This is a genomic window from Shinella pollutisoli, from assembly GCF_024609765.1.
GTDB lineage: Bacteria > Pseudomonadota > Alphaproteobacteria > Rhizobiales > Rhizobiaceae > Shinella > Shinella pollutisoli.
In genome coordinates this window covers 1-25,650 of sequence record NZ_JANFDG010000010.1, presented here as the reverse complement: position 1 = coordinate 25,650, position 25,650 = coordinate 1, and the positions used below count along the sequence as shown (strand labels likewise).

General features: G+C 68.2%; 23 protein-coding genes. 8 read left to right on the top strand and 15 right to left on the bottom strand.

The window, feature by feature from the left end; translation table 11 throughout:
- Positions 1 to 290: 290 nt before the first annotated feature.
- A complete protein-coding gene (locus NNZ72_RS10015; protein ID WP_257315160.1) occupies positions 291 to 3,986 on the bottom strand; it encodes a peptidoglycan-binding protein in 3,696 nt (1,231 codons plus the stop codon).
- A gap of 351 nt (positions 3,987 to 4,337) precedes the next feature.
- Between NNZ72_RS10015 and NNZ72_RS10010 the strand changes: the two genes are divergently transcribed.
- From NNZ72_RS10010 to NNZ72_RS09990, 5 genes are all read left to right on the top strand, one after another.
- Positions 4,338 to 6,134 (top strand): acyl-CoA dehydrogenase C-terminal domain-containing protein, encoded by a 1,797-nt coding sequence (locus NNZ72_RS10010; protein ID WP_257315159.1) that lies wholly within the window; start codon positions 4,338 to 4,340, stop codon positions 6,132 to 6,134.
- 59 nt (positions 6,135 to 6,193) lie between these two features.
- Complete coding sequence (locus NNZ72_RS10005; RefSeq protein WP_257315158.1) at positions 6,194 to 6,451, top strand: AbrB/MazE/SpoVT family DNA-binding domain-containing protein; 258 nt, start codon at positions 6,194 to 6,196, stop codon at positions 6,449 to 6,451.
- A complete protein-coding gene (locus NNZ72_RS10000; RefSeq protein WP_306766248.1) occupies positions 6,412 to 6,780 on the top strand; it encodes a type II toxin-antitoxin system PemK/MazF family toxin in 369 nt (122 codons plus the stop codon). Before NNZ72_RS10005 ends, NNZ72_RS10000 begins: the two co-directional genes overlap by 40 nt.
- A 35-nt stretch (positions 6,781 to 6,815) precedes the next feature.
- On the top strand, positions 6,816 to 8,024 hold the full coding sequence (locus NNZ72_RS09995; RefSeq protein WP_257315157.1) for an acetyl-CoA C-acetyltransferase: 1,209 nt from the start codon (positions 6,816 to 6,818) through the stop codon (positions 8,022 to 8,024).
- A gap of 180 nt (positions 8,025 to 8,204) precedes the next feature.
- Complete coding sequence (locus tag NNZ72_RS09990; RefSeq protein WP_257315156.1) at positions 8,205 to 10,415, top strand: FAD-dependent oxidoreductase; 2,211 nt, start codon at positions 8,205 to 8,207, stop codon at positions 10,413 to 10,415.
- Positions 10,416 to 10,433: 18 nt separating this feature from the next.
- On the opposite strand, the gene NNZ72_RS09985 is transcribed toward NNZ72_RS09990, so the two are convergent.
- The 4 genes from NNZ72_RS09985 to NNZ72_RS09970 form a co-directional block, all read right to left on the bottom strand.
- Positions 10,434 to 11,489: a sensor histidine kinase gene (locus NNZ72_RS09985; protein ID WP_257315155.1), complete on the bottom strand. Its 1,056-nt coding sequence runs from the start codon at positions 11,487 to 11,489 to the stop codon at positions 10,434 to 10,436.
- On the bottom strand, positions 11,490 to 11,936 hold the full coding sequence (locus NNZ72_RS09980; RefSeq protein WP_306766247.1) for a response regulator: 447 nt from the start codon (positions 11,934 to 11,936) through the stop codon (positions 11,490 to 11,492).
- Positions 11,933 to 13,429: a sensor histidine kinase gene (locus NNZ72_RS09975; RefSeq protein WP_257315154.1), complete on the bottom strand. Its 1,497-nt coding sequence runs from the start codon at positions 13,427 to 13,429 to the stop codon at positions 11,933 to 11,935. Before NNZ72_RS09975 ends, NNZ72_RS09980 begins: the two co-directional genes overlap by 4 nt.
- A gap of 90 nt (positions 13,430 to 13,519) precedes the next feature.
- A complete protein-coding gene (locus NNZ72_RS09970; RefSeq protein WP_257315153.1) occupies positions 13,520 to 14,422 on the bottom strand; it encodes a DMT family transporter in 903 nt (300 codons plus the stop codon).
- Between the two features lie 171 nt (positions 14,423 to 14,593).
- On the opposite strand from NNZ72_RS09970, the gene NNZ72_RS09965 reads away from it, so the two are divergent.
- Both NNZ72_RS09965 and NNZ72_RS09960 read left to right on the top strand, forming a co-directional pair.
- Positions 14,594 to 15,478, top strand: coding sequence for a DMT family transporter (locus NNZ72_RS09965; protein ID WP_257315152.1), 885 nt, complete (start codon positions 14,594 to 14,596; stop codon positions 15,476 to 15,478).
- A gap of 136 nt (positions 15,479 to 15,614) precedes the next feature.
- Positions 15,615 to 16,280, top strand: a complete 666-nt coding sequence (locus NNZ72_RS09960) for a S24 family peptidase (RefSeq protein ID WP_257315151.1) — start codon at positions 15,615 to 15,617, stop codon at positions 16,278 to 16,280.
- 12 nt (positions 16,281 to 16,292) lie between these two features.
- On the opposite strand, the gene NNZ72_RS09955 is transcribed toward NNZ72_RS09960, so the two are convergent.
- A complete protein-coding gene (locus tag NNZ72_RS09955; protein ID WP_257315150.1) occupies positions 16,293 to 17,180 on the bottom strand; it encodes a transporter substrate-binding domain-containing protein in 888 nt (295 codons plus the stop codon).
- Between the two features lie 58 nt (positions 17,181 to 17,238).
- Here NNZ72_RS09955 and NNZ72_RS09950 point away from each other — a divergent pair, with 58 nt between their 5' ends.
- The gene (locus NNZ72_RS09950; protein WP_257315149.1) at positions 17,239 to 19,242 is read left to right on the top strand and encodes a glycosyltransferase family 2 protein; all 2,004 of its coding nucleotides are present in this window, start codon (positions 17,239 to 17,241) and stop codon (positions 19,240 to 19,242) included.
- Here the strand turns inward: NNZ72_RS09950 and NNZ72_RS09945 are convergent.
- From NNZ72_RS09945 to NNZ72_RS09900, 9 genes are all read right to left on the bottom strand, one after another.
- Positions 19,157 to 19,801 (bottom strand): SGNH/GDSL hydrolase family protein, encoded by a 645-nt coding sequence (locus NNZ72_RS09945; protein WP_257315148.1) that lies wholly within the window; start codon positions 19,799 to 19,801, stop codon positions 19,157 to 19,159. The two genes, NNZ72_RS09950 and NNZ72_RS09945, sit on opposite strands and share 86 nt — an antisense overlap.
- A gap of 650 nt (positions 19,802 to 20,451) precedes the next feature.
- Positions 20,452 to 20,787, bottom strand: coding sequence for a hypothetical protein (locus tag NNZ72_RS09940; protein WP_257315147.1), 336 nt, complete (start codon positions 20,785 to 20,787; stop codon positions 20,452 to 20,454).
- Positions 20,784 to 21,167 (bottom strand): hypothetical protein, encoded by a 384-nt coding sequence (locus tag NNZ72_RS09935; RefSeq protein WP_257315146.1) that lies wholly within the window; start codon positions 21,165 to 21,167, stop codon positions 20,784 to 20,786. Before NNZ72_RS09935 ends, NNZ72_RS09940 begins: the two co-directional genes overlap by 4 nt.
- Positions 21,168 to 21,178: 11 nt before the next feature.
- On the bottom strand, positions 21,179 to 21,838 hold the full coding sequence (locus NNZ72_RS09930) for a peptidoglycan recognition protein family protein (RefSeq protein ID WP_306766246.1): 660 nt from the start codon (positions 21,836 to 21,838) through the stop codon (positions 21,179 to 21,181).
- Positions 21,839 to 21,969: 131 nt separating this feature from the next.
- Positions 21,970 to 22,308: a hypothetical protein gene (locus tag NNZ72_RS09920; RefSeq protein WP_257315145.1), complete on the bottom strand. Its 339-nt coding sequence runs from the start codon at positions 22,306 to 22,308 to the stop codon at positions 21,970 to 21,972.
- Complete coding sequence (locus NNZ72_RS09915) at positions 22,305 to 22,604, bottom strand: hypothetical protein (RefSeq protein WP_257315144.1); 300 nt, start codon at positions 22,602 to 22,604, stop codon at positions 22,305 to 22,307. Before NNZ72_RS09915 ends, NNZ72_RS09920 begins: the two co-directional genes overlap by 4 nt.
- Positions 22,604 to 23,524, bottom strand: a complete 921-nt coding sequence (locus tag NNZ72_RS09910; RefSeq protein ID WP_257315143.1) for a hypothetical protein — start codon at positions 23,522 to 23,524, stop codon at positions 22,604 to 22,606. The genes NNZ72_RS09915 and NNZ72_RS09910 overlap by 1 nt, the downstream gene beginning before the upstream one ends.
- Complete coding sequence (locus NNZ72_RS09905) at positions 23,524 to 24,276, bottom strand: hypothetical protein (protein ID WP_257315142.1); 753 nt, start codon at positions 24,274 to 24,276, stop codon at positions 23,524 to 23,526. The genes NNZ72_RS09910 and NNZ72_RS09905 overlap by 1 nt, the downstream gene beginning before the upstream one ends.
- Positions 24,276 to 25,650 (bottom strand): hypothetical protein (locus NNZ72_RS09900; protein WP_257315141.1); only part of this gene is annotated, 1,375 nt, incomplete at its 5' end. The genes NNZ72_RS09905 and NNZ72_RS09900, both read right to left, overlap by 1 nt.

Below are 25,650 nucleotides of genomic sequence, written 5' to 3'. Positions count from 1 at the left end.
CGGCCCGCCCGTGCAGACCCGTCTCCGGCATTCCTCCCATCCCGCGCGCCGGATGCAAAAACGCGCCCGCCGGGTGGAGGGACACCCCCTCCCCGGCCGGTCGCTCCCTGCATCGCGCAAGGTCCGGTCATGTCGCCGCGGCCCGAAGACCGCGCCGTCGCCGCCCTGTGGATGAAGACGTCCGTCGGACGCGTATCATCCTGAGGCAACATGTGGTTTTTCTATGGAGCGTCATGCCCGCAGGCTGTGGATAAGTCAACCGGAGCGGCCCGTTTTCGAGGCCGCCCGGCTCACTCCGGCTGCTTGTTGCGCTTCAGGAGCTCCGTCACCAGCGCGTCGTCGATCTCGCCGGTCTCCGGCTGGCCGACGGACTTCTGGAAGGCCTTGATGGCGGCGACCGTCTTCTTGCCCATCTGGCCGTCCGGCGCGCCGGCGTTGAAGCCGTTGTTGTTGAGGATCGCCTGGATGTTGCGGATCGCCTTCTTCATGTCGACGCTGGCGGTCTTGGTGGCGGTGCCCGCCCATTCGTCGGGCAGGTCGGCCGCGTTCGCCTTGTCGTCGAGCGGCTGCGGCTTCCACAGCTCGACCTTCGCCTTGGCGCTCGAAAGCTGCTCGGGCCGCATGGCGTTGGCCACCTCGTCACGCTTTCCGGCCGCATCGCGGTCGCCGTCGCGGGCGGCGATGGCGAACCACTTGTAGGACTCTTCCAGGTCCTGCGTCACGCCGTTGCCGCGGGCGTAGAGGATCGCCAGGTTGAACTGGCTGTCGCGCACGCCGAGGTCGGAGGCCTTCTCGAACCATTTCGCCGCGCCGTCGAAATCCGGCGTCGCATCGCCGGTGCCGGTGGCGAGCAGGACGGCGAGATTGTGCATGGCGCTCGCATTGCCCTTCTCGGCGGCCTGCCGGTAGAGATCGCGGGCGCGCGCCAGGTCGCGCTCGACGCCCTGGCCCTTCTCGTAGAGGTTGGCGAGCCGGTATTCGGCCGGCGCGAAGCCGCGTCCGGCGGCAAGCTCGTACCAGCGGGCGGCTTCCTTCAGATCGACGGCGACGCCGCCGCGGCCTTCGGTGTAGCGCGCGCCGATTTCGAAGAGCGCCAGCGGATCGCCGTCCGTGGCCGCCTTGGCGAGCGAGGCCGGGGCGATGGCCTCCGGCACGACGATCGCCGCCGTTTCGACCTCCCCGGCGGGCACGGCCTCGACGGTGTCCGCGGCGGCCTCGCCGCTCTCCGCCGTCACCGGCTCGAAGCCGGCCGTCATGTTCTCTTCCGCATCGTCGGCGGGGCGGGTCAGCATGTCCGCGCCCGCATGCGTATCCGTCACGGGCGGCAGGGCCTCGTCGGCCGCCGCATCCGCACCCGTGTCGGCCGCGCCGTCGGAGACGGCGGCTTCCGTCCCGGTGACGGCCGCCGCTTCGTCCTGCACGGGAACGGCCGCATCGGTCGCGACGGCGGCCTGCTCGACGGCGACCGGGGGCGCCGTGTCGCCCCTGGTCAGCGCGCTGACGAGCGGATAGGACATGATGGCGAGCAGCACGGCGCCGACGGCCAGCAGGATCGGCCGGCGATGGCGGGCGAGCGCGGAAGCGGGCTTTGCGCCGGCGGCCTTCTCCGCCTTCTTCGCCGGGGCGACGCGGGCCATCGAATCCGCCTCCTCGGCGGCCATGCGCGCGGCGCGGCGGGCGGCGGCGATGAAGTCGGACTTGTCCGCCCCGCCGTCGAGGCCTGCACGGCCCGACGCGGTCTGGCCGGCACGCACGCGCTCCAGAATGCGGCGCACGTCCGGCACGCCGGAGCCGGGTTCGAGGAGCTGGTTGGCTTCTTCCGGCGCCAGCTCGTCGACCGGATCGATCGAGGGGGTCGGGTCGACGTGCCGGCGCTCCGGCTCGGCGGCGGGCTCGCGGCGGCCGGGCTTGAGGCGGCGCTTCAGGCCGGCGAGGAGCCCGCCCTTCTGCGGCTCGGCCTTCGTCGCGAGCTCGCCGGCATCGGCAAGCGCGACGGCTGCCTCGGAGACGGCGTCGGCGAGCGCATCGTCCTGGCGGCGGGCGGGTTCGGCCGGGCGGTCCTCGACGAGGTCGAAGTCGCCGTCGTCAAAAGGGTATTCGTCCTCGCGCAGGCGGATCGGCGCTTCTTCGGGTTCGGCGAGCCGCATGTCCGGCATGTCCGCACGCGGCATCGGCGCCTCGCGTCGGCCGAAGCTTTCGCGCGGAGCGTCGAGCTGCTCCAGCCGGCCGGCGATCTGGACGAGCGTCTCGTGCAGCGCGTCGAAGGTGCGGGCGGTGCGCTCCTCGCTGGAGCGGGTCAGTTCCTCGAGCGTGCGCAGGTCGTCGGCGAGGCCGGCGATGGCATCCATGTCGGCCGGCGCGGGCGCGCCGGCGGAGCCGGTGTGGCGATAGGCCTCCATGACGGCCTCGGCCGCCTGGCGCGCGGCCTCGACGATATATTCGTCGTTGGTCGCCATGTAGTCCTCGATCGTGGCGAGGCGGCTTTCGACCTCCGACGGCAGGCCGGCAGGCCCCGCGGACGGCGCACCGCCGATCAGCGTCGAGAGATGGGCGATCTGTGCCTCCAGGCCGCGCAGCGCCTCGTGGTCGCCGGCAGGCGCCGTGCGGGTCGCGTCCAGCCGGTCGGCGATCGCCGAGAGGCGGCCTTCGAGTTTCGAGAAGCGGTCTTCCGCAAAGGGACTGCCGACGGGCACGTCGAGCGCATCGATGCGGCGGGCGAGCGCGTCCAGCCGCTCGGCAAGCTCACCGTTGACGCTGCCCTGGTCGAGCGCCTCGATCTTGCGGGAAATGTCGGAGAGGTAATAGGCGAGCTCGTCGCCGCCGGCGGCGGGTGCCTGCCGGTTCTGCTCCAGCATCTGCGAGAGCTGCTCGATGCGCTCCTCCAGCCGCAGCGCCGCCTGCTCGCCCGCCAGTTCCTCGATGCGGCCCGCCAGCGCCTCGATGCGCAGGCCGAGGCCCTGGTCGGCCGCCGGAACCGGGCGGCGGGCGATCTGGTCGAGCTGGCCGGCGAGGTCGGCGATGCGGCCTTCCAGCCGCTGCATCATCGTGTGGTCGGCGGAGGAGGACTGCTGCATGCGGCCGCTCGCGGCGATCGCCCGGCTGATCTCGTCGAGACGGGCATCCAGGCCCTCGAAATGCGAGGCGAAGCGGCCGCCGTCCGGCTCGGGACGGTGGGCGAGCGTGTCGATGGCATGGGCGATCTGCTCGATCCGGCCTTCGAGCGCGCGGATCGCCGGCGTGGCGCTGACGGCATTGATCTGCGCCTTCAGCTCGTCGAGCCGGTAGGCGAGCGCCACCAGCTCGTCGTCGCGCGCCCGGTCGAAGGCGGAGAGCTTCTGCTCGACGCCCGACCAGCGGTCCTCCATGCGGCGCACGGAATCCTCGCGGGCGAGGCCGTCGAGCACGGAGCGCAGCTCGTCGAACTCGACGCGCAGGCCGTCGCCATGGGAGGACTGGCGGCCGAGCTGGCTGATGCCGGCGGAGAGCCGGTGAAGCTCCTCGCGCAGGTCGTCGGCGCCGCCGCGGCCCTCGGCCATCTGGCGGATACCGCGGATCTCGGCGCGCAGCGACTGCATCTCGCGGTCGAGGCCGTCGGCGATGTCGCGCTTGAGGTCGTGGCGGAGCGACACGAGCGCCTCGGCGATGTCTTTGACCGACGCGTCCGGTCGCTGGCCGCCATAGGCGCTCTGGGCGTGCTGCGCGGCGACATGGTGATCGGCGGAAAGCGGGCGGCGTTCCGCGCGCTGGGCGAGGCGGTCGCGCCCGCCGTCGATGGCGCGCTGGCGCTGCATGATCTCGGAGACGGGATCGTCGCGCAGCGGCAGGCTGCGCGCGCCGTCGTAGCGGGCGGGCTCGCCGCGTCCGCGCGGCTCGCGGCCGTTCGCCATCAAGCCCTCGATGCGCGCTTCCAGTCCCTCGATCGTGCGGTTCAGCGCGTCGAGCGAGGATCTTTCGCCGTGGCGTTGCGGGTTTCGCGATCCGTTCATCTTTCGCCTCGCTTTGGCGGCCGTCCGGGCCGCCGGGAAATACCCTGGAAGACGCCGCGGCGGAAAAGTATCGTCCCTGTCTTTCCCGGACCTGTCCTCCGGGCCGCACAAGGGGAAATCGACGTGATTCCCGGTCCCGCGTCCTTCACCGCACAATTCCCGAAACGTGGTAAACAAGGGGTTAACCGCTTCGGAAATTTTTTAACGATTTGCTCATAGACTGGGGCACGGGAAGGGGAGCGGCCGGCGAATACGCCATGCCCGTGTTTTGACGTTTACGCGAACGTCAAAACTTTCTACTATCCTGCCCACGGACCCGGACCGCCCGTCCGGAAAGGCGAGGAACCGACGATGCCGACCTACAAGGCCCCCGTGGCCGACACGCTCTTCATCCTGAACGACGTGCTGGCGCTCGCGCGCCACAACAACCTGCCCGGCTTTGCGGATGCCTCGGCGGACATGCTGGAGGCGATCGCCGGCGAGGCCGCGAGGCTCGCGGAAGAAGCGCTCTTCCCCCTGAATCGCGTCGGCGACCAGGAGGGCTGCACACGCCACGACGACGGCACGGTGACGGTGCCGAAGGGCTTCAAGGAGGCCTACGACCTCTATCGCGCGGGCGGCTGGATCGGCCTTGCGGTGCCGGAGGAATTCGGCGGCCAGAGGCTTCCCTACGTGCTGCACACGGCGGTCGGCGAATACATGTCGTCTGCCAACATGTCGCTGATGATGTATCCGGGCCTCACCCAGGGGGCGATCGCCGCGATCCTCGTCCACGGCTCGGACGAACAGAAGGCGGCCTACCTGCCGAAGATGGTGGAGGGCACCTGGACCGGCACCATGAACCTCACCGAGCCCCATTGCGGCACCGACCTCGGGCTGCTCCGCACCAGGGCCGTGCCGCAGGCCGACGGCTCCTACAAGATCTCCGGCCAGAAGATCTTCATCTCCGCCGGCGAGCACGACATGTCGGAGAACATCGTGCACCTCGTGCTCGCCCGCATCGAGGGCGCGCCGGAGGGCACCAAGGGCATCTCGCTCTTCATCGTGCCGAAGTTCCTGCTTGCCGACGACGGCGCGCCGGGCGCGCGCAACGCCGTCTCCTGCGGGGCGATCGAGCACAAGATGGGCATCCACGGCAACGCCACCTGCGTGATGAACTACGACGGGGCGACCGGCTTCCTGATCGGCCCGGAGAACAAGGGCCTCAACGCCATGTTCGTGATGATGAACGAGGCGCGCCTCGGCGTCGGCCTGCAGGGGCTCTCGATCGCCGAGGCCGCCTACCAGAACGCCGTCGCCTATGCGCGCGAGCGCCTGCAGGGCCGCTCGCTCTCCGGCGCGAAGAACCCCGAGGGCAAGGCGGACCCGATCATCGTCCACCCCGACGTGCGCCGCGCGCTGATGACGATCAAGGCCTGGGCGGAGGGCGGGCGCGCCTTCACGCTGTGGACCGCGCTCAAATCCGACATCGCCCACCGCTCGGACGACGAGACGGCGCGGCAGGCGGCCGACGACACCCTCAGCCTGATGACGCCGATCCTCAAGGGCGTGCTCACCGACAAGGGCTTCGAGCACGCCGTGATGGCGCAGCAGATCTTCGGCGGCCACGGCTATATCGAAGAGCACGGCATGAGCCAGTACGTGCGCGACGCGCGCATCGCCATGATCTACGAGGGGGCGAACGGCATCCAGGCGCTCGACCTCGTCGGCCGCAAGCTCGGGCTCAACGGCGGGCGCGCCGTCATGGCGCTGTTCAAGGAGATCGGCGACTTCTGCGAGGAGAACCGCGACGACGAGACGCTCTCCTTCTTCACCAGGCACCTGAAGAAGGGTCTGAACGACCTGCAGGCCTCCACCATGTGGTTCATGCAGAACGCGCTCGCCAAGCCCGACAATGCCGGCGCCGGCTCCACCGACTACATGCACCTCTTCGGCCTCGTCGTCGTCGGCTACATGTGGGCGCGGATCGCCAAGGCGGCGCAGGCGGGCCTTGCCGCGGGCGCCGGCGAGCGCGAGGATTTCCTGAGGAACAAGCTCGTCACCGGCCGCTTCTTCATGGAACGGCTGATGCCGGAGACCGCGCTGCGCAAGGCGCGCATCGAGGCCGGCGCGGAGACGATGATGGAACTGGCGGCGGAGGCATTCTGAGCGGATTGTGAAGGGCGGGTGGAAGTTATATATTGATATAACTTTCCAGGGAGATGACGATGGCGACCTCAACACTGCGCAATGTCGGCGGATCGGTGATGATGACCGTTCCCAAGCCGATCGTCGAAGAGCTGGGCCTTCAGGCCAATACCAAGGTGGAGGTTACCGTCGAGGACGGCCGCCTCATCGCGGTGCCGCGCACCCGACCCAAATATACGCTCGAAGAATTGATCGCCGAGTGCGACCTCGATGCCCCACTTTCCGAGGAAGATCGCGAATGGCTGAACGACCCGCCGACCGGGCGGGAAGTCCTCTGATGAACCGGGGAGAGGTCTGGCATGTCGACCTGGAGCCGATACGTGGCCATGAGCAGGCGGGCGCCCGCTATGTCCTCGTGGTGACGGACGCTCTCTTCAACAGGACGAGCATTCCGATCGTCGCCCCGATCACCTCCGGCGGGGAATTCGCCCGGTTTCGCGGATTTGCCGTTTCATTGTCCGGCGCCGGAACAAGAAGCAGCGGCATCGTCCTGTGCAATCAGTTGCGCGCCGTCGATCTGAAGGCACGCGGGGGCCGGTTCATCGAACGTGTTCCCGATTTCATCATCGACGACGTCCTAGCGCGAGTCGCAACATTTTTCGAATAGGATCCGGCGGCAAGCCGCTCAGGGAGAAGGAATCCATGACCGACGTCTTCATCTACGACCATGTGCGCACACCCCGCGGGCGCGGCAAGAAGGACGGGGCGCTACACGAGGTGCCGTCCGTGCGGCTGGCGGCGAAGGTGCTGGAGGCGGTGCGCGACCGCAACGGCCTCGATACGGAAAAGGTCGACGACATCATCATGGGCTGCGTCGACCCGGTGATGGACGCGGGCGCGGTGATCCCCAAGGCGGCCGCCTTCGAGGCCGGCTATTCGACGAAGGCGCCGGGCATGCAGATCTCCCGCTTCTGCGCCTCCGGCCTCGACGCGGTGAATTTCGGCGCGGCGAAGATCGCCCAGGGGGCCGACGACATCGTGGTGGCCGGCGGCGTCGAGTCGATGTCGCGCATCGGGCTCGGCATGTCGGGCGGCGCCTGGTTCATGGACCCGTCCGTCAACTTCCCGGCCTATTTCATGCCGCAGGGCGTCTCGGCCGATCTGATCGCCACGAAATACGGCTTTTCCCGCGACGACGTGGATGCCTATGCGGTGGAGAGCCAGAGGCGCGCGGCGCATGCCTGGGAGAACGGCTATTTCGCCAGGTCCGTCATCCCGGTGAAGGACATCAACGGGCTCGTGATCCTCGACCGCGACGAGCACATGCGGCCCGGCACCGACATGCAGGCGCTGGCGAGCCTACAGCCCTCCTTCCAGATGCCGGGAGAGATGGGCGGCTTCGAGGCCGTCGCCATCCAGGCGCATCCGGAGATCGAGGCGATCAACTATGTCCACCACGCCGGCAATTCGTCGGGCATCGTCGACGGTGCGGCCGCCGTGCTGCTCGGCTCGAAGGAAGGCGGCAGCATCCTCGGCGCGAAGCCGCGCGGGCGGATAAAGGCCTTCGCCAATATCGGCTCCGATCCGGCGCTGATGCTGACGGGGCCGGTCGACGTTACGGAGAAGCTCTTCGCCCGCACCGGCATGACGCTGTCCGACATCGACCTCTTCGAGCTGAACGAGGCCTTCGCCGCCGTCGTGCTGCGCTATTGCCAGGCCTTCGACATTCCTCAGGACAGGATCAACGTCAACGGCGGGGCGATCGCCATGGGCCATCCGCTCGGCGCGACCGGGGCGATGATCCTCGGCACCGTGCTGGACGAGCTGGAGCGCCGCGATCTCAACACCGCGCTGGTGACGCTCTGCATCGGCGCCGGCATGGGCACGGCGACGATCGTCGAACGGGTCTGAGGAACGGCATCGCATGGAAGCCCCTCACCCCGCCTCGCTCGGCGCACCCTCTCCCCGCAAGCGGGGCGAGGGGGAACGGCGGCGTCGCAGCATGATCCTTCTCCCCACTTGCGGGGAGAAGGTACCGGCAGGCGGATGAGGGGCAGTTCGCAAGATTTTCGAGGGAAGAGGAATCCCATCATGAGCGCATACAAGAATTTTTCCATCGAAACCGACGCCGACGGCATCGCGCTCGTCACCTGGGACATGCCCGACAAGTCGATGAACGTCTTCACGACGGAGGTGATGGACGAGCTCGACCGGATCATCGACCAGGTGGTCGCGGATGCCGCGATCAAGGGCGTCGTCATCACATCAGGCAAGTCTTCCTTCTCGGGCGGGGCCGACCTGTCGATGATCCAGGCGAGCTTCGACCTCCTGAGGCAGGCGCAGGCCGAGGATCCGGCAACGGCGGTGCAAAAGCTGTTCGACGCGGCGGGGCGGATGACCTGGCTGTTCCGCAAGCTGGAGACCTGCGGCAAGCCCTGGGTGGCGGCGATCAACGGCACCTGCATGGGCGGCGCCTTCGAGATGTCGCTCGCCTGCCACGGCCGCGTCGCCTCCAGCGACAAGGCGCTGAAGATCGCGCTGCCGGAGGTGAAGGTCGGCATCTTCCCGGGTGCGGGCGGCACCCAGCGCGTGCCGCGGCTCGCCAATGCGCAGGATGCGCTGCAGATGATGACGACCGGGCAGTCGCTCACCGGCGCGCGCGCCAAGGCGATGGGCCTCGTGCACCAGGTGGTCGAGCCGGATCAGCTGATCCCGGCGGCGAAGCAGATGATCAGGGACGGGCTGAAGCCGGTCCAGCCCTGGGACGAGAAGGGCTTCAAGGCGCCGGGCGGCGGCATCTGGACGCCGGCGGCCGCGCAGCTCTGGCCCGCCGCGCCGGCGATCCTGCGCCGCGAGACGGCCGGCAACTATCCGGGCGCGCTCGCCATCCTCAAATGCGTCTACGAGGGCCTGCAGGTGCCGTTCGAGACGGGGCTCAGGATCGAGCAGCGCTATTTCACCCATGTGCTGCAGACGACCGAAGCCTTCTCGATGATCCGCTCGCTCTTCGTCTCCATGCAGGAGCTCGGCAAGGGCGCGCGGCGACCCGCCGGCCAGCCGAAGGTGGAGTTCAGGAAGGTCGCCGTGGTCGGCGCCGGCTTCATGGGCGCCTCGATCGCCTATGTGACAGCCGCCGCCGGCATTCCCGTCGTGCTGGTCGACCGCGACCAGCAGGCGGCCGACAAGGGCCGGACCCATTCGGAAAGCCTGGTGAAGGCCGCCCAGCAGAAAGGCCGCACCACGGAGGAGGAAGGCCGGGCGCTGCTCGAGCGCATCACGGCGACGGCCGACTATTCGGCGCTCGCCGACGCCGACCTCGTCATCGAGGCCGTCTTCGAGGACCGCACGGTGAAGAAGGAGGTGACGGAAAAGATCGAGGCGGTGCTGAAGGAGGACGCGATCTTCGCCTCCAACACCTCGACGCTGCCGATCACCGGCCTTGCCGGCAACTCGAAGCGTCCGGATCAGTTCATCGGCATCCACTTCTTCTCGCCGGTCGAGAAGATGATGCTGGTGGAGGTGATCCTCGGCAAGGAGACGGGCGACCGGGCGCTCGCCACCGCGCTCGACTACGTCGCGACGATCAGGAAGACGCCGATCGTCGTCAACGACACGCGCGGCTTCTACGTCAATCGCTGCGTCTTCCGCTACATCGCCGAGGCCTACGACATGCTGATCGAAGGCGTGCCGGCGGCGATGATCGAGAACGCGGCGAAGATGGCCGGCATGCCGGTCGGCCCGCTCTCGCTCAACGACGAGGTGGCCGTCGACCTCTCGTACAAGATCTTCAAGGCCTCGATCGCCGATCTCGGCCCGGAATCGGTCGACCCGCGCCACATGGCGCTCGTCGCCGGGCTGGTGGAGAAGGAGGGCCGCCTCGGCCGCAAGGCCGGCAAGGGTTTCTACGACTATCCGCCGAAGCCGGCGAAGAAGAAGCTCTGGCCCGGCCTCAAGGACCTCTATCCGCAGAAGGAGCCCGAGGAGGTGGATGTCGGCGAGCTCAAGCAGCGCATCCTCGTCACCATCGCGCTGGAGGCCGCCCGCACCATGGAGGAGGGTATCGTCACCGATCCGCGCGAGGCCGACGTCGGCTCGATCCTCGGCTTCGGCTTCGCGCCCTATACCGGCGGCACGCTCTCCTATATCGACGGCATGGGGGCGAAGGCCTTCGTCGCGCTCTGCGAGACGCTCGCCGCCAAATACGGCCCGCATTTCCAGCCGACGCCGCTGCTGAAGGACATGGCCGCGAAGGGCGAGACCTTCTACGGCCGCTTCGCGCCGCAGGGCAGGAAGGCCGCGTAACCGCGGCCTCCGCCGGCCTCACGCCGGGTTCGGGTTTTCCATGACGCGCAGCCGCAGCTCGGCGCGGGTGCCGACGGGCAGCGCGGCATAGCCGAGCGAGGCGCCGAGGCTGCCGAGCATGGCGGCGATGATCTTAGTGCCGAGCCCGGTGCCCTGCACGGGCCCCTCCCCGCGCCAGCCCACCCCGTCGTCCTCCACGACGAGGAGCGCGCTTTCCGGATCGGTACGCGCGAGGCGCACCCGCACCTCGCCGCCGCCCTCGCCATAGGCGTATTTGAAGGCGTTGGTGACGAGCTCCGTGACGATCACGCCGAGCGAGACGGCGCGGTCGGTCGGCACCGACAGGGGTTCCAGGTCGTGGCGCAGGCTGAGGCTCCGGCCCTCGCCGCGCATGCTGGCCGAGAGCTCGGCGAGCAGCGTTCCGAGATAGGCGGCCATGTCGACGTTGCGCACGTCGTCGGACGTGTAGAGCCGCCGGTGGATGCCGGCGATCGCGGTGATGCGCGCCTGCGTCTCGGCGAGGGCCGCCCGCACCGCCTCGTTGGACGCATTGGATATCTGCAGGCGGATCAGCGCTGCAGCGAGCGCCAGCGAATTGCCGACGCGGTGGTTCACCTCGGCGAGCAGCACCTCGGCGCGTTCCTTGGCGCGGCGGATCTCCATCTCCGCCCGGAGCTTCGCCCGCTTCAGCGCCGCGTTCTCGAGCGCCTGGCCGAGCGCGCTCGCCAGCAGCGGCAGGAACTCGTCGCCGACGGTCTTCACCACGTAGTCGGCCGCGCCCGCCTTCAGCGCCTCGACCGCGACCTGCGCGTCGTTCGAGCCGGTGACGTAGACGACCGGAACGGCCCCCGGCGCGCCCGCGATCTCGCGCAGGAAGGAGAGGCCGGTGCCCGACTTCAGGAAATGGTCGAGGACGACGGCGTCCACGCCGCCCTCGGCAAGCAGCGCGCGACCGCGTTCGATGTCCTCGGCATGCAGGACCTCGTAGCCGAGGCGGCCGAGCGCGCGCTCGACGAGACGCGCCAGGATCGGGTCGTCGTCGACATAGAGAATCCGGACCGGACCTTCCTTCATCTACTGCGTCTCGGGAATCTGGATCACGGAGAAGAACAGGCCGAGCTGGCGGATCGCGTGGGCGAAGCTGTCGTAGTCCACCGGCTTGGTGATGTAGACGTTGGCGCCGAGATCGTAGCAGCGCTGGATCTCGCGCTCGTCGTCGGTCGTCGTCAGGATGACGATCGGCAGGCGCTTGGTGTGCGTGTTGGTCTTGATCTTCTGCAGGATGTCGATGCCCGACATGTCCGGCAGGTTGAGGTCGAGCAGGATCAGCAGGAAGCGGCCGGCGCTGACGGCGCCGGAACGGTCCTTGCCGAGCACGAAGTCGAGCGCGTCGGTGCCGTTGGCGAAGGCGACGACCTCGTTGTGCACGCCGGCGCGCCGGATGTTCTTCTCGATGAGGCGCGCATGCCCCTCGTCGTCCTCGACCATGACGATGGTGACTTCCTTGCCCAAACCATTCATGCCTGCATACTCCTTACCACTTTGCCGAGATCGGGCGGGAGGCGCAGGACGAAGGTCGTGCCCTTCCCGAGTTGAGAACGAACGCCGATGTCCCCGCCAAGGTTGCGCATCAGCGAGCGCACATGCGCAAGCCCGATGCCCTCGCCGGGCTTGTCCTGGGTGCCGGAACGGCGGAACAGCTCGAAGATGCGCTCGTGATCCTCCTCCGAAATGCCGCGGCCGTTGTCGGTGAACTCGACGATGCTTTCGCCGCGCCCGCCGGCGCGCGCCGTCACGGAAATCCTGAGCGGCCGGTCCTCGGCGCGATACTTGACGGCGTTGTCGAAAAGGTTGCCGAAGACCTGTTCCAGCGAGAGGCGGTCGGAGATCACGGTGGGCAGGGTCGCGGCGATCGCGATGTCGCCGCCCGACTCGGCGACCTGGTGGGCGACCGCCCCCGCGCCGGCCTCCACCAGCCCCTTGAGGTCGACCCGCTCGATCTTCAGCTCGCGCCGGCCGTCGCGCGAGATCTTCAGGATGGCGTTGATCAGCGAATCCATCTTCTTCGTCGAGGAGCGGATGAAGCCGATCGCTTCCGGCAGGTCCTCCTCGGCGGCGCGGCGCGCCTCCAGGATCTCGTCGGCGTTCGGCGTCTTGTCGTCGGCGAGCACATAGGCGCGGATCGCGCCGAGCGCAGCATCCAGCTCGCTGGTGAAGCCCATGATGTTGACGAGCGGCGCGCGCAGGTCGTGGGTGACGATATAGGCGAAGCGCTGGACTTCCTGGTTGGCGCGGATCAGCTCCTCCGTGCGCTCCTCCACCCGCCGTTCGAGCGTGGCGTTCAGCGTTTCCACCTCGCGGCGGGCCTGGACGACGTCGCGGGTATATTGCGCGACCACCAGCGCCGCGCCGCCGACCACGCCGATGATGGCGACGGCGCCGATGATCGTCATCCAGCGCAGCGCACCGGAGGCCCCGAGCATGTCGGCGATCCCCTCCTGCAGGCGGACGTCGGCGTCGGCGATGATGGCGCCGAGCTCGGCGCGCAGCCGCTCCATGATCTGGCGGCCGCGCTCGGCTTCGACGATGGCGACGGCGTCCGCCGCCCGTCCCTGCTCGACCAGGGTCACGGTCTGCGCCAGCTCGGCGAGCTTGCCGTCGATGAGGCGGCCGATCTCGGCCAGCCGGCCCGCATATTCCGGCCGGCTGCCGGCGCGCTCCGCAAGATCGCGCTGCTGCTCGGCGACCGCCTTCAGCGCATTGTCGTAAGGGCCGCGGAAAACAGGGTTGCCGGTGATGACGAAGCCGCGCTGACCGGTCTCGGCGTCCTGGATCGTCGAAAGCAGGTCGGCGGCGGCGCTGCGCACCGCGCGCACCTCCACCAGCTCCGCAAAATAGCTCTGTACCTTGCCCGTCAGCCACAGCGACATGCCGACGATGCCGAGCAGCGCGATCATCCCCGCCAGAAGCAGGACCAGCGTGGAACGCACGAAGGCGGCGTTCGATATCGGCATTTCACCTCCTGGCCGGTTCTCTAGCCGCCCGACAATATCGTTCCGCGGCCGAGTTGCAACCGCCGAGAAATGGGGGAGGCGCGCTGCACCTCATGCGCCCCGCCGCAGCCGTCCGCCAAACCGCTCGCCGGCGATGACGATCATGCCCGCCGCGAAGATCAGCACCGCGCCGGAGACGACGTTCGAACCCGGGATGTCGCTCCAGATCAGGTAGCCGAGCAGGAAGGCCCAGACGAGCGAGGAATATTCGAACGGCGCCAGCACGGACACGGGCGCGCGCCGCATGCCCTCGAACATGGCGAACTGCGCGACGCCGGCGAGCGCCCCGGTCGCCGACATCAGCGCGAGGGCGGAGAAGGATACCGGCTGCCAGACGAACGGCAGGGCGAGCGCCGTGAAGAGGATGAAGAAGCCGCTCGAAATGGTCATCTGCACATGGGTGCGCTCCTGGAGCGCCGTCTTGCGCAGGAGCACCGTCGCCGTCGCCCAGAAGACGGCGGCCTGCAGCGCGAGATAGACCGGCAGCGACAGGGCGAGCCCGTTTGCCGCCACGCCGCAGGCAAGGACGACACCGGCGAAGCCGGTGACGACGGCGAGCCAGCGGTTGAGCGGCACCTTCTCGCCGAGGAGCGGCACCGACAGGAACGTCATGACGATCGGCGAGGCATAGTAGAGCGTCGTCAGCTCCGCGAGGCCGAGGTCGCGCGCCGCGGTGTAGTAGGACAGCCAGGCCGACAGGAGCAGGACGTTGCGCAGGAAGAGCGGCTTCAGCACGGGCGACCGGCGGGCCGCCGCGACGAGCGGCCGGCCGCCGAAGGCGAGACAGATCAGGAAGATCGTGACGCTGCGCACGAAGAGGATCTGCAGAACCGGCAGGGCCGCGACCAGCCATTTGACGGAGGCGTCCTGCAGCGAGAAGAGGAAATAGGCAAAGCTCGTCAGCAGAATGCCGGAAGTAACGGTCGCGCGCACGGAAAGGCCCCAAAGCGGCACCGGCCGCTCTCCTTGATAGCGCGCGGCGCGGCCGGCGGAAAGAGGCAAGAGACGGCAAGCACGAGGAAATTTTTCCCATATGTGTTGCCCGGCCGGCCCACCCCGGAGGAAAAGCCTGCGGGCCGCCAAATCAGGCGTGCAAGCGGCACCGGAGAGGTATATGCGCGAGGCATGGACCCCAGACGACTCGGCTACGCCTTCACCCTTCTCGCCATGATGATCTTCTGCCTCCAGGATGCGATCTCGAAGCACCTGGGCAGCCTCTATCCGCCCGTCTTCGTGGCGATGATCCGCTTCTGGGCCTTCGCCGGCTTCGTGGCGCTGATGGGCGCGCGCGGCGAGGGCGGCCTGCGGGCGGCGGCCTATACGCAGCGTCCGGTGCTGCAGATCCTGCGCGGCGCGCTGCTCGCCTTCCAGATCGTCGTCGTCATCACCGCCTTCGCCACGGTGGGCCTCGCCCGCTCCCAGGCGATCCTCGCCTCGACCCCCATCTTCGTCGCGCTCCTGTCCATGCCGCTTCTCGGCGAGCGAGTCGGCTGGCGGCGCTGGAGCGCCATCGCCGCCGGCCTTGCCGGCGTGCTGCTCATCCTGTCGCCCGAAGCCGGCGGTTTCGAGCCGAGCCTGCTCCTGCCGCTCGCGTCCGCCCTCATGTTCGCCCTCTACGTCATCACCACCCGCCTCGTCAGCCGCACCGACACGGCGGCGGCGAGCTTCTTCTACATCGGCGTGGCGGGCGCGGCGACGCTCACGCTGGTAGGCCCCTTCTACTGGACCGCCTTCGCGCCGGTCGACTGGCTGTGGATGGCGCTGCTGTGCATCACCGGCATGTCGAGCCACTATTTCCTGATCCGGGCCTACGACCTGCTCGACGCCGCCGCCGTGCAGCCGCTCACCTATCTCCAGGTCGTGCTCGCCGCCGGGATCGGCGCCACGGTCTTCGGCGAGACGCTGACGCTCAACATGGTCGCCGGCTCCGCCATCGTCGTCGGCGCCGGCATCTTCACGTTGTGGCGCGAAAGCGTGGTGGCCAGGCGCAACGCGAAGGAAAACGGCTGAATCCGGGCCGTTCCAAGAGGAAAATAATCCTTTTTCCTTTACTCCCGCACCGCCATTGACTATGCTGCGGCCGATCGGACCGGCGCCGGCCGGCCCGAGGCCTTGGCAGGATTTTCCAGGGGCAGGGTTTTCCAGGATGTTTTCCCACGACAGGATATGGGCGGCGATCGACGCGCTTGCCGAGCGCCATCGGCTCTCCCCTTCCGGCCTCGCGCGGCGGGCCGGGCTCGATCCGACCTCGTTCAACAAGTCGAAGCGGCAGGGCGTCGACGGACGCCAGCGCTGGCCCTCGACGGAATCGATCGCCAAGGTGCTGGATGCGACCGGCGCGACGATCGACGAATTCTTCGCGCTCTCCTTCGCCGCGCCCAACGGCCCCGCGCTGCCGCAGGGCGCCTTTCCGCCGCAGGCCGGCACCATTCCCCTTCTCGGCTTCGCCCAGGCGGGCGCGGGCGGCTTCTTCGACGACGGCGGCTTCCCGGCGGGCCAGGGCTGGGACGTGGTGGAGTTCCCCGCCTCGCCCGACCGCAAGCCCGGCGTCTATGCGCTCGAAGTGCAGGGCGACAGCATGCTGCCGCTCTACCGCGACGGCGACGTGCTGATCGTCGAGCCGGGCGCGCAGGTGCGCCGGGGCGACCGCGTCGTCGTCAAGACCCGCGAGGGCGAGGTGATGGCCAAGGTGCTGCACCGCCAGAGCCCGCGCACGATCGAGCTGGTCTCGCTCAATCCCGAGCATCCCAACCGCAGCTTCGAGATCGACGAGATCGACTGGATCGCCCGCATCATCTGGGCGAGCCAGTAGGCGATATCCCGCCTACATCGCGCCGTAGAGATCGACCGGGAAATAGCGCAGGTAGATCTCCTGCAGGCGGCCGTTGCGCGAAAGGGCGAGCAGCGCGTGGTCGACCGCATCGGCCAGCGCCGTATCCTCCTTGCGCAGCATGACCGTCAGTCCCTCGCCGAGGAAACGCTGCGAGAGATAGGGGCCGCCGAAGAGCCGGCAGCAGCCGGCCGAATCCGTCCCGTTCGTCCAGAAGGCGAGCTGCATGCCGTCGCCGAACACGGCGCCGACCTTGCCCTCCTTCAGCGCGGCGAGCAGCGCGCCGCGATCGGCGAAGGCCTCGGGCCTCGCCTCGGGGAAAAAGGCCTTCAGCATGGCCTCGTGCACCGTCCCCTTCACCACGCCGACCGGCTTGCCGGCGAAGGCCCCCGCCGGATCGCCCTCGGGCACGGCCTGGCGCGGCACGGCGAAACGGGCGGGCAGGCGCATGAAGGGGCGCGAGAAGGCGAAGCGCTCGCGCAGGCCCGCCGTCACGGCGATCCCCGCCACCACTGCCTCGCCGTTGCCGTCCGAAAGCGCCTTTTCGAGATCGGCGAAGGCCACGGCCTGGATCTGGCATTTCTCCGACAAGGCCAGCTCGCGGCAGATCTCGCGCACCAGGTCGACATGGAAGCCGGCGAGCTTGCCGGTCTGATCGATGAAGTTGAACGGCGGGAAATCGACCGTCGTCAGGAAGCGCAGGCGGACGATGCCGGACAAATCCGGCCGGGCGATCCGCTCGCGGGTGTCGAACAGGATCGGCAGGTCCACGGACGGGCGCTCCTGGGCTCCGGCGCCGCCGGGCGCAAAGACCACGCCCGCGAGCAGGCAGAGGGCGAGAAACCCGTAAATTTTCAGGGATGAAATTGCCTTGGGCCGCATTACAATCAACTTGGGGTTTAGAGGGGGACGTAGCCGCGCACGCGGCCGCGAAGGCTGCATGCGGCTGTCAGAATATCCCGACGACATCGGCTTTGCCACCGCAATCGCTACGGCCCCGACGGAAGCGACGCTGCCCCCGCACGCACCCGCCGTGCCGCCGGCGCTGATGGAGGAAGCCCGCTTCTTTCGCCGGCTCGGCCTCGCCAAGCCCCTGATCTCCAGCCATCTCGTGCGGGCCGCCGGCAACGGCACGACGCTCGAGACGGAGCTCCTGGCGAGCGGCGCCATGACGGAGGCGACCTATTACGAGGCGCTCGCCGAAACGCTCGGCCTGCCCTTCCGGCCGGTACTGGACGCCGCCCTCCTGCACGACCTGCCCGGCGCCGACAGCCAGCTCGCCACGCCGAAGATGGCGCGCCTCCACCATTCCGCGCATCCGCCGGTCACCGTCGTCGTGCCGGAGGCCGCGCGGCTGGCGGAGTTCCGCGCGATGCTCGACCGTATGCCGGCGCTTCGCTCGCGGCTGGCCGTGACGACGCCGTCGGCGCTGCGGGCGGGCCTCTGGGCGGCGGGGAGCCGGCGGCGCCTCGGCGAAACGGTCGGCGGCCTGTTCGATGCCGCGCCGGAGGCGAGCGCCCGCGTGACGCTCTGGGGCCGCCAGGGCTTCTACGTCGGCACCACGCTCGGCGCGGCGCTGTCGCTCGCCATCCTGCAGCCGATCGCGATGCTGTTCCTCCTGCACGTGACGCTGACCCTGTTCTTCCTCGCGACCTTCCTAATCCGCTTCGAGGCCCTGCGCGCCCATCGCCGCGCCGGACGGCAACCGCCCGCCCCGCATCCGGGCCGCCCGCGCCCGATCTATTCCGTCTTCGTGGCGCTCTACCGGGAGGCGGCGGTGGTGCCGCAGCTCGTGCAGACCCTCGACCGGCTGGAATGGCCGCGCTCGCGGCTCGACATCAAGCTGATCTGCGAGGCCGACGACCCGGAGACGCTCGCCGCACTCGCCGCGATGCCGCTCGGCCCGCAATACGAGATCGTGGCCGTTCCGCCGGCCCAGCCCCGCACGAAGCCGAAGGCGCTCGCCTACGCGCTCTACGGCGCGCGGGGCGAGTACCTCGCCGTCTACGACGCGGAGGACCGGGTCGATCCCCGGCAACTGGAGGAGGCCTGGCGCCGCTTCGAGGCCGGCCCGCCGGAGCTCGCCTGCCTGCAGGCGCCGCTCGTCGTGACGAATGCGCGCGAAAGCTGGTTCAGCGCGCTGTTCGCGCTGGAATATGCCGGGCTGTTCCGCACGCTCCTGCCGCGCCTTGCCGCCGCGCGCCTGCCCATGCCGCTCGGCGGCACCTCAAACCATTTCCGCACGCATGCCCTGAAGACGGTCGGCGGCTGGGATCCGCACAACGTCACGGAGGACGCGGATCTCGGCCTCCGGCTCTACCGGCACGGCTACCGCTGCGGCACGATCGACCGGCCGACCTACGAGGACGCGCCGTCCGACGGGAAGGCCTGGCTCGGCCAGCGCACGCGATGGTTCAAGGGGTGGCTGCAGACGTGGCTGGTGATGCTGCGCCAGCCGGCGCGCCTCGTGACGGAAATGGGACCGTGGCCGGCCTTCGTCGCGCAGGTCCTGATCGGCGGGCTCGTCTTCTCCTCGCTCGCGCATCCGCTGATGCTCGCCTATGTCCTGACGATCGCCTGGCTGCTGCAGCAGAGCATCCACGGCTCCACGCCGGTGATGACGGCACTCTTCGTGCTGGACATCGTCAACATCTTCGGCAGCTACGCGATCTTCGTCGCGCTCGGGCAGGCGGCGATGACGCCGGGCGAGCGGGCAGCGGTCGGCTGGATGTGGCTGCGCACGCCGCTCTACTGGCTCATGATCTCGCTTGCCGCCTGGCGGGCGCTGCGCGAACTGCGCACGGCCCCCTTCTTCTGGAACAAGACCGAGCACCGGCCCGCCGAGAGCGGGCAGGCGCTCACGCCGGCCCGCGAAACAGGCGGGGGAACCGATGGCGGCCGTGAAGCGCCAGGATCCGTGCCGCATAGCGCATGTATTCCGTGAAATGGAAATGCTGCGGCTCGCCGTCGGGATAGCGCGGCCGGGCCTCCTTCAATGCGAGAACGTCGGCATAGGGCGAAAGGTCGAGCACCTCGTCCAGTTGCCTCGCCCATTCCGCCTTCCGGCCGGCGGGGTAGTTGTTGATCGGGAAATGGATGAAGACGATGTGCGCGGAGGGCTGCGCGGCACGCAGCAGCGTCACGACCTCGCGGAAGTTCGAGGCGCTTTCCTGCGGCGTCAGGCGCCTGCCGAGCCGGAAGCCCGCCGGAACCTGGGACCTGGTATAGCGACAGAAATACCGCTCCCCGCCCGGCAGCCTGTAGAGACGGGCGCCGAGGTCCATGAAATTGTCGATGAGGATCAGGTCGAACCGCTTCTCCACGAGCGAGCGGTGAAACGGGATGCCGTCCGGCAGGCGATGGCGGCCGAAACCCTCGGCCGACTGGTTGCGCAGGAGATTGGGCGGGGAGAACTCGCCGGTCTCCGTCCTGCCCACGGCCATGCGCTCGCACAGCTCGTCGAGCGGCTTCAGCTTCGTCCCGCCCGTCGACAGGATGTCCACCAGGCGGTCGCTCCGGTTGTGGTAGACCGAGTTGAGAACCCGGCTCCCAATCAGGCAATCCGTAATATTTCTCGAAAGGCAGGAGCCGATCGTCGCAATAAGCATGCAAGTAACCGATACAACGACGTGGTTTTACTGTGGAGGCTTTCCCGCGGAGATTCAATACGACCGCTGGAATGGTTGACCCTGGCCCCTGACGATTTCCTCGGCGGCGAGCGCATGACCCAGAATATGCCCGTCCGCATAGGCAAGCCCCGACAGCAGGAAGCCGGCGGGCTAGGGCCGATAGCATGTCCGCAATCCGGGCGCAAAACCGCTGCAGACCTTTGCCGGAATTGCCTCAGGGAACGCTGGAGCGGGTAGCGGGAATCGAACCCGCGCGTTCAGCTTGGGAAGCTATGGCTTTTTCACAAGTCACAGATAGTTAGCTGTAAAACGTGATCAATCAACCTCATTGAATATCAGATACTTAGCAGGCATTTGTAAAACAATGCCCGCTACCGCCCGTTGTGTCAAGTGAACGTACCCGAAACCCCGGAGCGCTTGACGAAGGCGAATCTCCGACGCATCTAACCCCAGCCGGCGGGCGGGTCGACAAAACAGGAAGCGAGGGGCGGCACCTTGCAGTGTCTCGGCGGCTGGGTCGCCTATTAGACCCCCTGCCGCCCCTGCTTCGCCTCCAGCGCCGCGAGCGACCGGATGATCGCCTTCTGGTCGTCGCGGATTTCTTTGACGGCACTGTCCAGCCGCATCATGTGGCTGTCGAGGTCGACGCGGCGGACGTAGTTGTCGGAAACATCCTGCCGCAGGCGGTTGATGCGCTCGTGCAGTTGGTCGTCCCCGTCCTTGACGGCCTCCCGCATCTGGTCGACCGCCTTGTCGATGCGGGCACCCACCGCACGGAATGCCCCGATCGCGATCCCGCCGATCGCGAGGACGAATGTCACTGCGATCCCCACGAGCCATTGCAGTTCGCTCAGCGTCATTTCGCACCCTTGCCGATCTTGGAGAGGATGATGTCGGAAAGATCGCCTTCGGAGACGCCGAGCTGGCGGAGCGTGCCGGCATTCTTGCTCCGCACGTAGTCTTTTGCCGCTTCGAGCGCCGCCGGGATGGGAGGGGCGGTCAGGCTCCCGCCGAACCTCGCGCGAGCGTAGGCCACCGCATTTTCGGCCGATGCGTGCAGCGCCTCGCGCAAGCGCCCTTCGATCTCCGCCCGCTTCGCCTCGTCGCTGATCTTGAGCAGGGCGACGAGGCGCATCGCCAGCCAGGTGACGAGGACCGGGCCGACGATACCGATGAAGAGCGTCACGAGCGGCTGCATGACGATCCAGAGGACCGTGAGGAATTCCATGGCGGTAGACATGATGGGTCCTTTCAGACGAGTTTGCCGAGTGGGTCCTTGCGGACGTCGAAGGAGGGGCACGCCTTGGCGGCGTACTGGTTGTGCCCGGTCACCTTGCGGATGGCCGGATATTTCGCGAGGAGAGCCTTGACGAGATCGAGGAGGGCCGCCGTCTGCGCCGGCGTGCGCGTGTCTTTCGGGGTCTTGCCGTCCGCAGCCACCCCGCCGACATAGACGACGCCCAGCGTGCCGCTGTTGTGCCCGGCAACGTGTGAGCCGACCTGCGCCTCCGGCCGGCCGGCATGGACGGAGCCGTCGCGGTAGGCGACATAGTGATAGCCGATGTCCTTCCAGCCGTTGGCAAGATGCCAGGAGCGGATGGTGTCGACGGTGTAGTCCCGCCCCTCCGGCGTCGCGGTGCAATGGACGATGATCTCCGTGATCGCGCGCGTCGCCTTCGGCTGCTTGAGGATCACCGTACTCGCGACGGCCGCGGCCTGGGGTGTCGCCGAGGCCGCCGGGAAAAGCGCCGCCTGCGTCATCGGGCCGGCGATACCGTCGGCGGAAAGGCCGTTCTCGCGCTGGAATGCCTTGATGGCCTCTTTCGTCTTCGGTCCAGAAATGCCGTCAGCCGGGCCCGGCTTGTAGCCGAGCACGATCAGGCGCTCCTGCACCTGCAGGATCGTTTTCATGGTGATGTCCTCTTGAGTTTCAGGGAACCGGAGTGCTGTTCGGCCGTTACGCCGGCACGGTCACAGCACCCTCCAGTGACCGTGAGGGGGACCCGGTCGAGCGTACGAGGCGCTCCCGGGTCTCATTCGTTTCAGGCCGTCGGCCACGCGATGGCCGGCAACTCCGTCAGGAAATCCTCGACGGTCGGCTGTTGGCGAAGACCGCCCTGCGCCTTGGCGAGTTCGCCATAGGCATAGGCCCAGATGGCGTCGCGCCATGTGACGAAAGCCTGCGCCTCCGCCGCCCATTGCGGATTGGTCGAGGCCACGTAGCTCGCGAGCGTCACGCCGTCGCGAAACGTCCGCTCCCGCGCCATGGCGTCGACGTGCGCCTGGATGGCGTCTTCGAAGGCGCGCAGCGTGGCTGCAGCGGCCGCTGCAGCCTTGGCCTCGGCGGTGATGACTCTGGAGGGATCAACGGTCCACGTCATGGCTGGTCTCCCGGGAAAACGAGGAGGCCGTCGGCTGGATCAACGATGGGGTCGGGGTGGCGACGCTCCACCGGTGCATTGTAGCCGTAGGGCAGGATGAGCGTCAGGCGCAGGTCACCGTCGACGCGCTCGACGGGCCCGACGATCCACTCGCACGGCACCTCGCCGGCCGGGATGGTCGCGCCGTCCGGGAGGCCCGAAAAGTCGAACGTCTCGCCGTTGATGGTCAGCACGTCGCCGAGCTTGCTGACGACCAAGCCGGCATCCATTCGGATGGGGGAAAGAGAGATGCGCATCAGAACCACGCTCCTTTCGCGAACACAGTGGCCGTTTCCGAAAATCCTGACGGAAAATTGGTGTTCATGGACATCGAAAACGCGGACGTCGCCAGCCCTGGCGTGTTGCCCCAATAGGACCGCTCGCGCGTGCCAGCGGCTGGCGATGAGGTCGACCGGAACGTCGAGAACGGCGCCGAGGAAAACGCTGCCGGATAGGTCCAGGTCGCGGATACGGTCACCGCATCGCCGCCGGTAAACGTTAGCGAGCCCCAGCACTCCTGAATGCCGGAGGCGTAACGAACGTAGGCCCCGTTTGCGTTACTCCCGCGCTCGAATTCGGCGGCCGCGGCCATGACGTGCCATTTGGTGCCGTCACAGATCAGGGCCGCGCTCTGATACGGCAGGCGCAAGACCTTGGTCGTCGCGCCGTCGATGGTCTCGGAGCCATCACCGTCGATCGTCACGGTGTTGGTGCTCGTGTCGGCTTTCTTTATGACGACCTTGAAGCCAGTGCCGGCCGCGGCGGCTGCCGGCAGGGTAATGGTTCGTGCAGCGCCGCTTGCGTCAACGGCGATGACGGCTCCGAAGTCGGCCGCAACCACCGTGTAGTCGGCCGACTTGCTCGCAAGGCCCGGATTGATGTGCCTGCCGAGCGGGCCGACGATCACCTTCTTCGTGCCGGCCGAGAACGACACCTTGTTGTCGTTGTTCGACGACTGGTACACGGCGGTGCGCTCGAGGCGTCCGGTCGACGCGTTCCAGGTGCCGAGGCCGGTTTCGAACTCGTCGCCGTAGGAGATCGCATAGGGCACCGTGTCGCCATTCGCGAGGACATCGCTGAAGGCGCGGAACCCGGCGACGGCGCCGGCGAGCTCCATGTCGTTCGTGCCGGTAGTGACGGAGGTCTCCGCCACCATGTCAGGGAATCTCAACGCCATCAGCGCCGCTCCTCTATCCTGTACTGCTTCGTGAAATCCTCGATGAAGGGCTGGACGATCGGCGTCGTCTCGCTCATCAGCCCCCAGATCGTGTCCCGCGCGAGGTTGTCGCTCTCGGGATCGGTGATGAAGAGAATGTCGCGCTGGAGCGCGTTCTCGCGATCGATCCGCTCGACGAAGGTGTATCGGTCGGCCGCCGTCACGCGTGCGAAGCTGACGTCGATCGTCCGGTACGGCCGGCGCGGCGTCACCTGCGTCTGCCCGCCGCGCGTCTTCGAGCGCGTCGAGGGATCGACATAGCCGTAGCTCCAGCCGTAGTCGAAATTGTAGGCGAAGGTCGACCGGAGCCCGACACAGACCCGACCGGCCTCGACGTAGTCGAAGGTCGCGCCGGAAAGGTCGATCCGCACATAGCGTCCCGCGACGGGCATATCGCAGAGCGCGATGATCGCCAGATAGGCCTGGTCCACCGTGATCTGGCCGCTGTCGAAGAGCTCGCCGGCAGCGCCGGACGGATCGTCCGCCGAGACGCGCACCCGCGCAGCGCTCGCCGTCAGCCCCATCGCCGCGACGGTGTCGATCGGGATCTCGGCGCCGAGGTCGAGGACAAGATGGGCCACATTGGTGAGCGCGCGCCAGCGCCGCTCGACATGGACCTGTTGCACCAGCGTCGGCTGGGCAAGCAGGATGCTGGACGAAGCGCGCACGGAGGCGGCGTCCGCAAGGTTCTCGAAGACGACGGCAGCAGGCATCAGCCATATCCCACGATCTCGGCCGCATCCTCGGCCGCATTCTCGTTGATCTCGACCACCACCAGCAGGCGGCCGGCGGCAAGGTCGAAGCGCGGAAAGGTCACGAGCACGTCGTCGCCGATCTCCAGCCCGAACGGCTGCGCGTCGAGCGACAGCCGGTAGAGCGATGCCGGCGCGGCATGCATGGCAAGCAGCGCCTGCGCCTCCGCAAGCGCATCGGCCTCCCTGCGCAGGTAGCCGCCGACCTCTCGCTCCTGCGCGAAGGGATGGTTCGTCCTCACGCCGTTGCTCTCCGCGACCGCGAAGCGGACCTCCTCCTTCAGGAAGGCGCGCCGCGCGGCCGGGACGGAGCCCGCCACGTCGCTGTCCTGGACGGTCCAGTTGCGCCCGTAGCCGACGCGCCAGCGCCACGGCGGCGGGGAAAGCCCGGACGGAAGCTTCTCGCGCCGGATGTCGCGGATATGCGTATCGTCGAAGCGCATCATGGGCGGCCCCGCGGGGCTGGCGAAGCGGGCGATCTGCAACTTGCCGTTCCGCCGGAAGCCGATGTAGCCGCCGAACCCGACGAGCAGGGAGAGCACTTCAGAGACGGTCGCGCTGCTGTTCTGGTCGGCATAGTAGCCGCAGTCCCGTCCGTAGGCCGCGTCGTAGGCGGCGAAGGACGGCAGGTAGAGCCCGTCCGGATCGGCGATGACCGTCGCAAGCGACAGGATCCTGCGCACCACCTGCCCGACCGTGCCGGCGAAACCCGACCCGCTCGCATCGCCCTCGACGTCGCAGGTGATCACCTCGCCGTCGAGCAGGAAGCGGATGCGAAACAGGCCTTCGGCAAGGCAGGTGGCATAGCGCCCCTCCGGGATCGAAATCGCGAGAAGCTCCTGCGCCGACGAATAGTCCCCGGCAAAGCCGAGCGGGGCCCCGTTGGCGTAGACGGCCGTGACGGCGCGGACCGGTCCGTCATTGACCTGGTAGAGCTGCGCCTGCGCGCGCACCAGCACCGGCGTCAGGTTGGAGACGTAGCCGAGGCACCGCGGCTTGCGCTTGCCCGCAAGGTCGGCGCCGCCGTCGATGCCGCCTCCCCCGCCATAGGTCCGGGCCTGGAGCGGCACGTCGAGCTTGTAGCCGTAGTCCTGCAGCGAGATCCGGAAGTCGGTCTCGTCGATATGCGAATCCGTCGCCGTGCCGGTGAAGACGACATGCCATTGGCGGAACGGCAGGTCGGCGCGGCCCATCCGCACCTGTTGGTCGCGGCCGTCGAGCGCATAGAACTGCGGCAGGAAGTCGTAGCTGCCGTCCGCATTCGAGATCACCAGCTCGCCCTGCCCCTGGACGAAGCCGGAGAAGCCGTCACTGCCGACGATCGAGCGCTGGAAC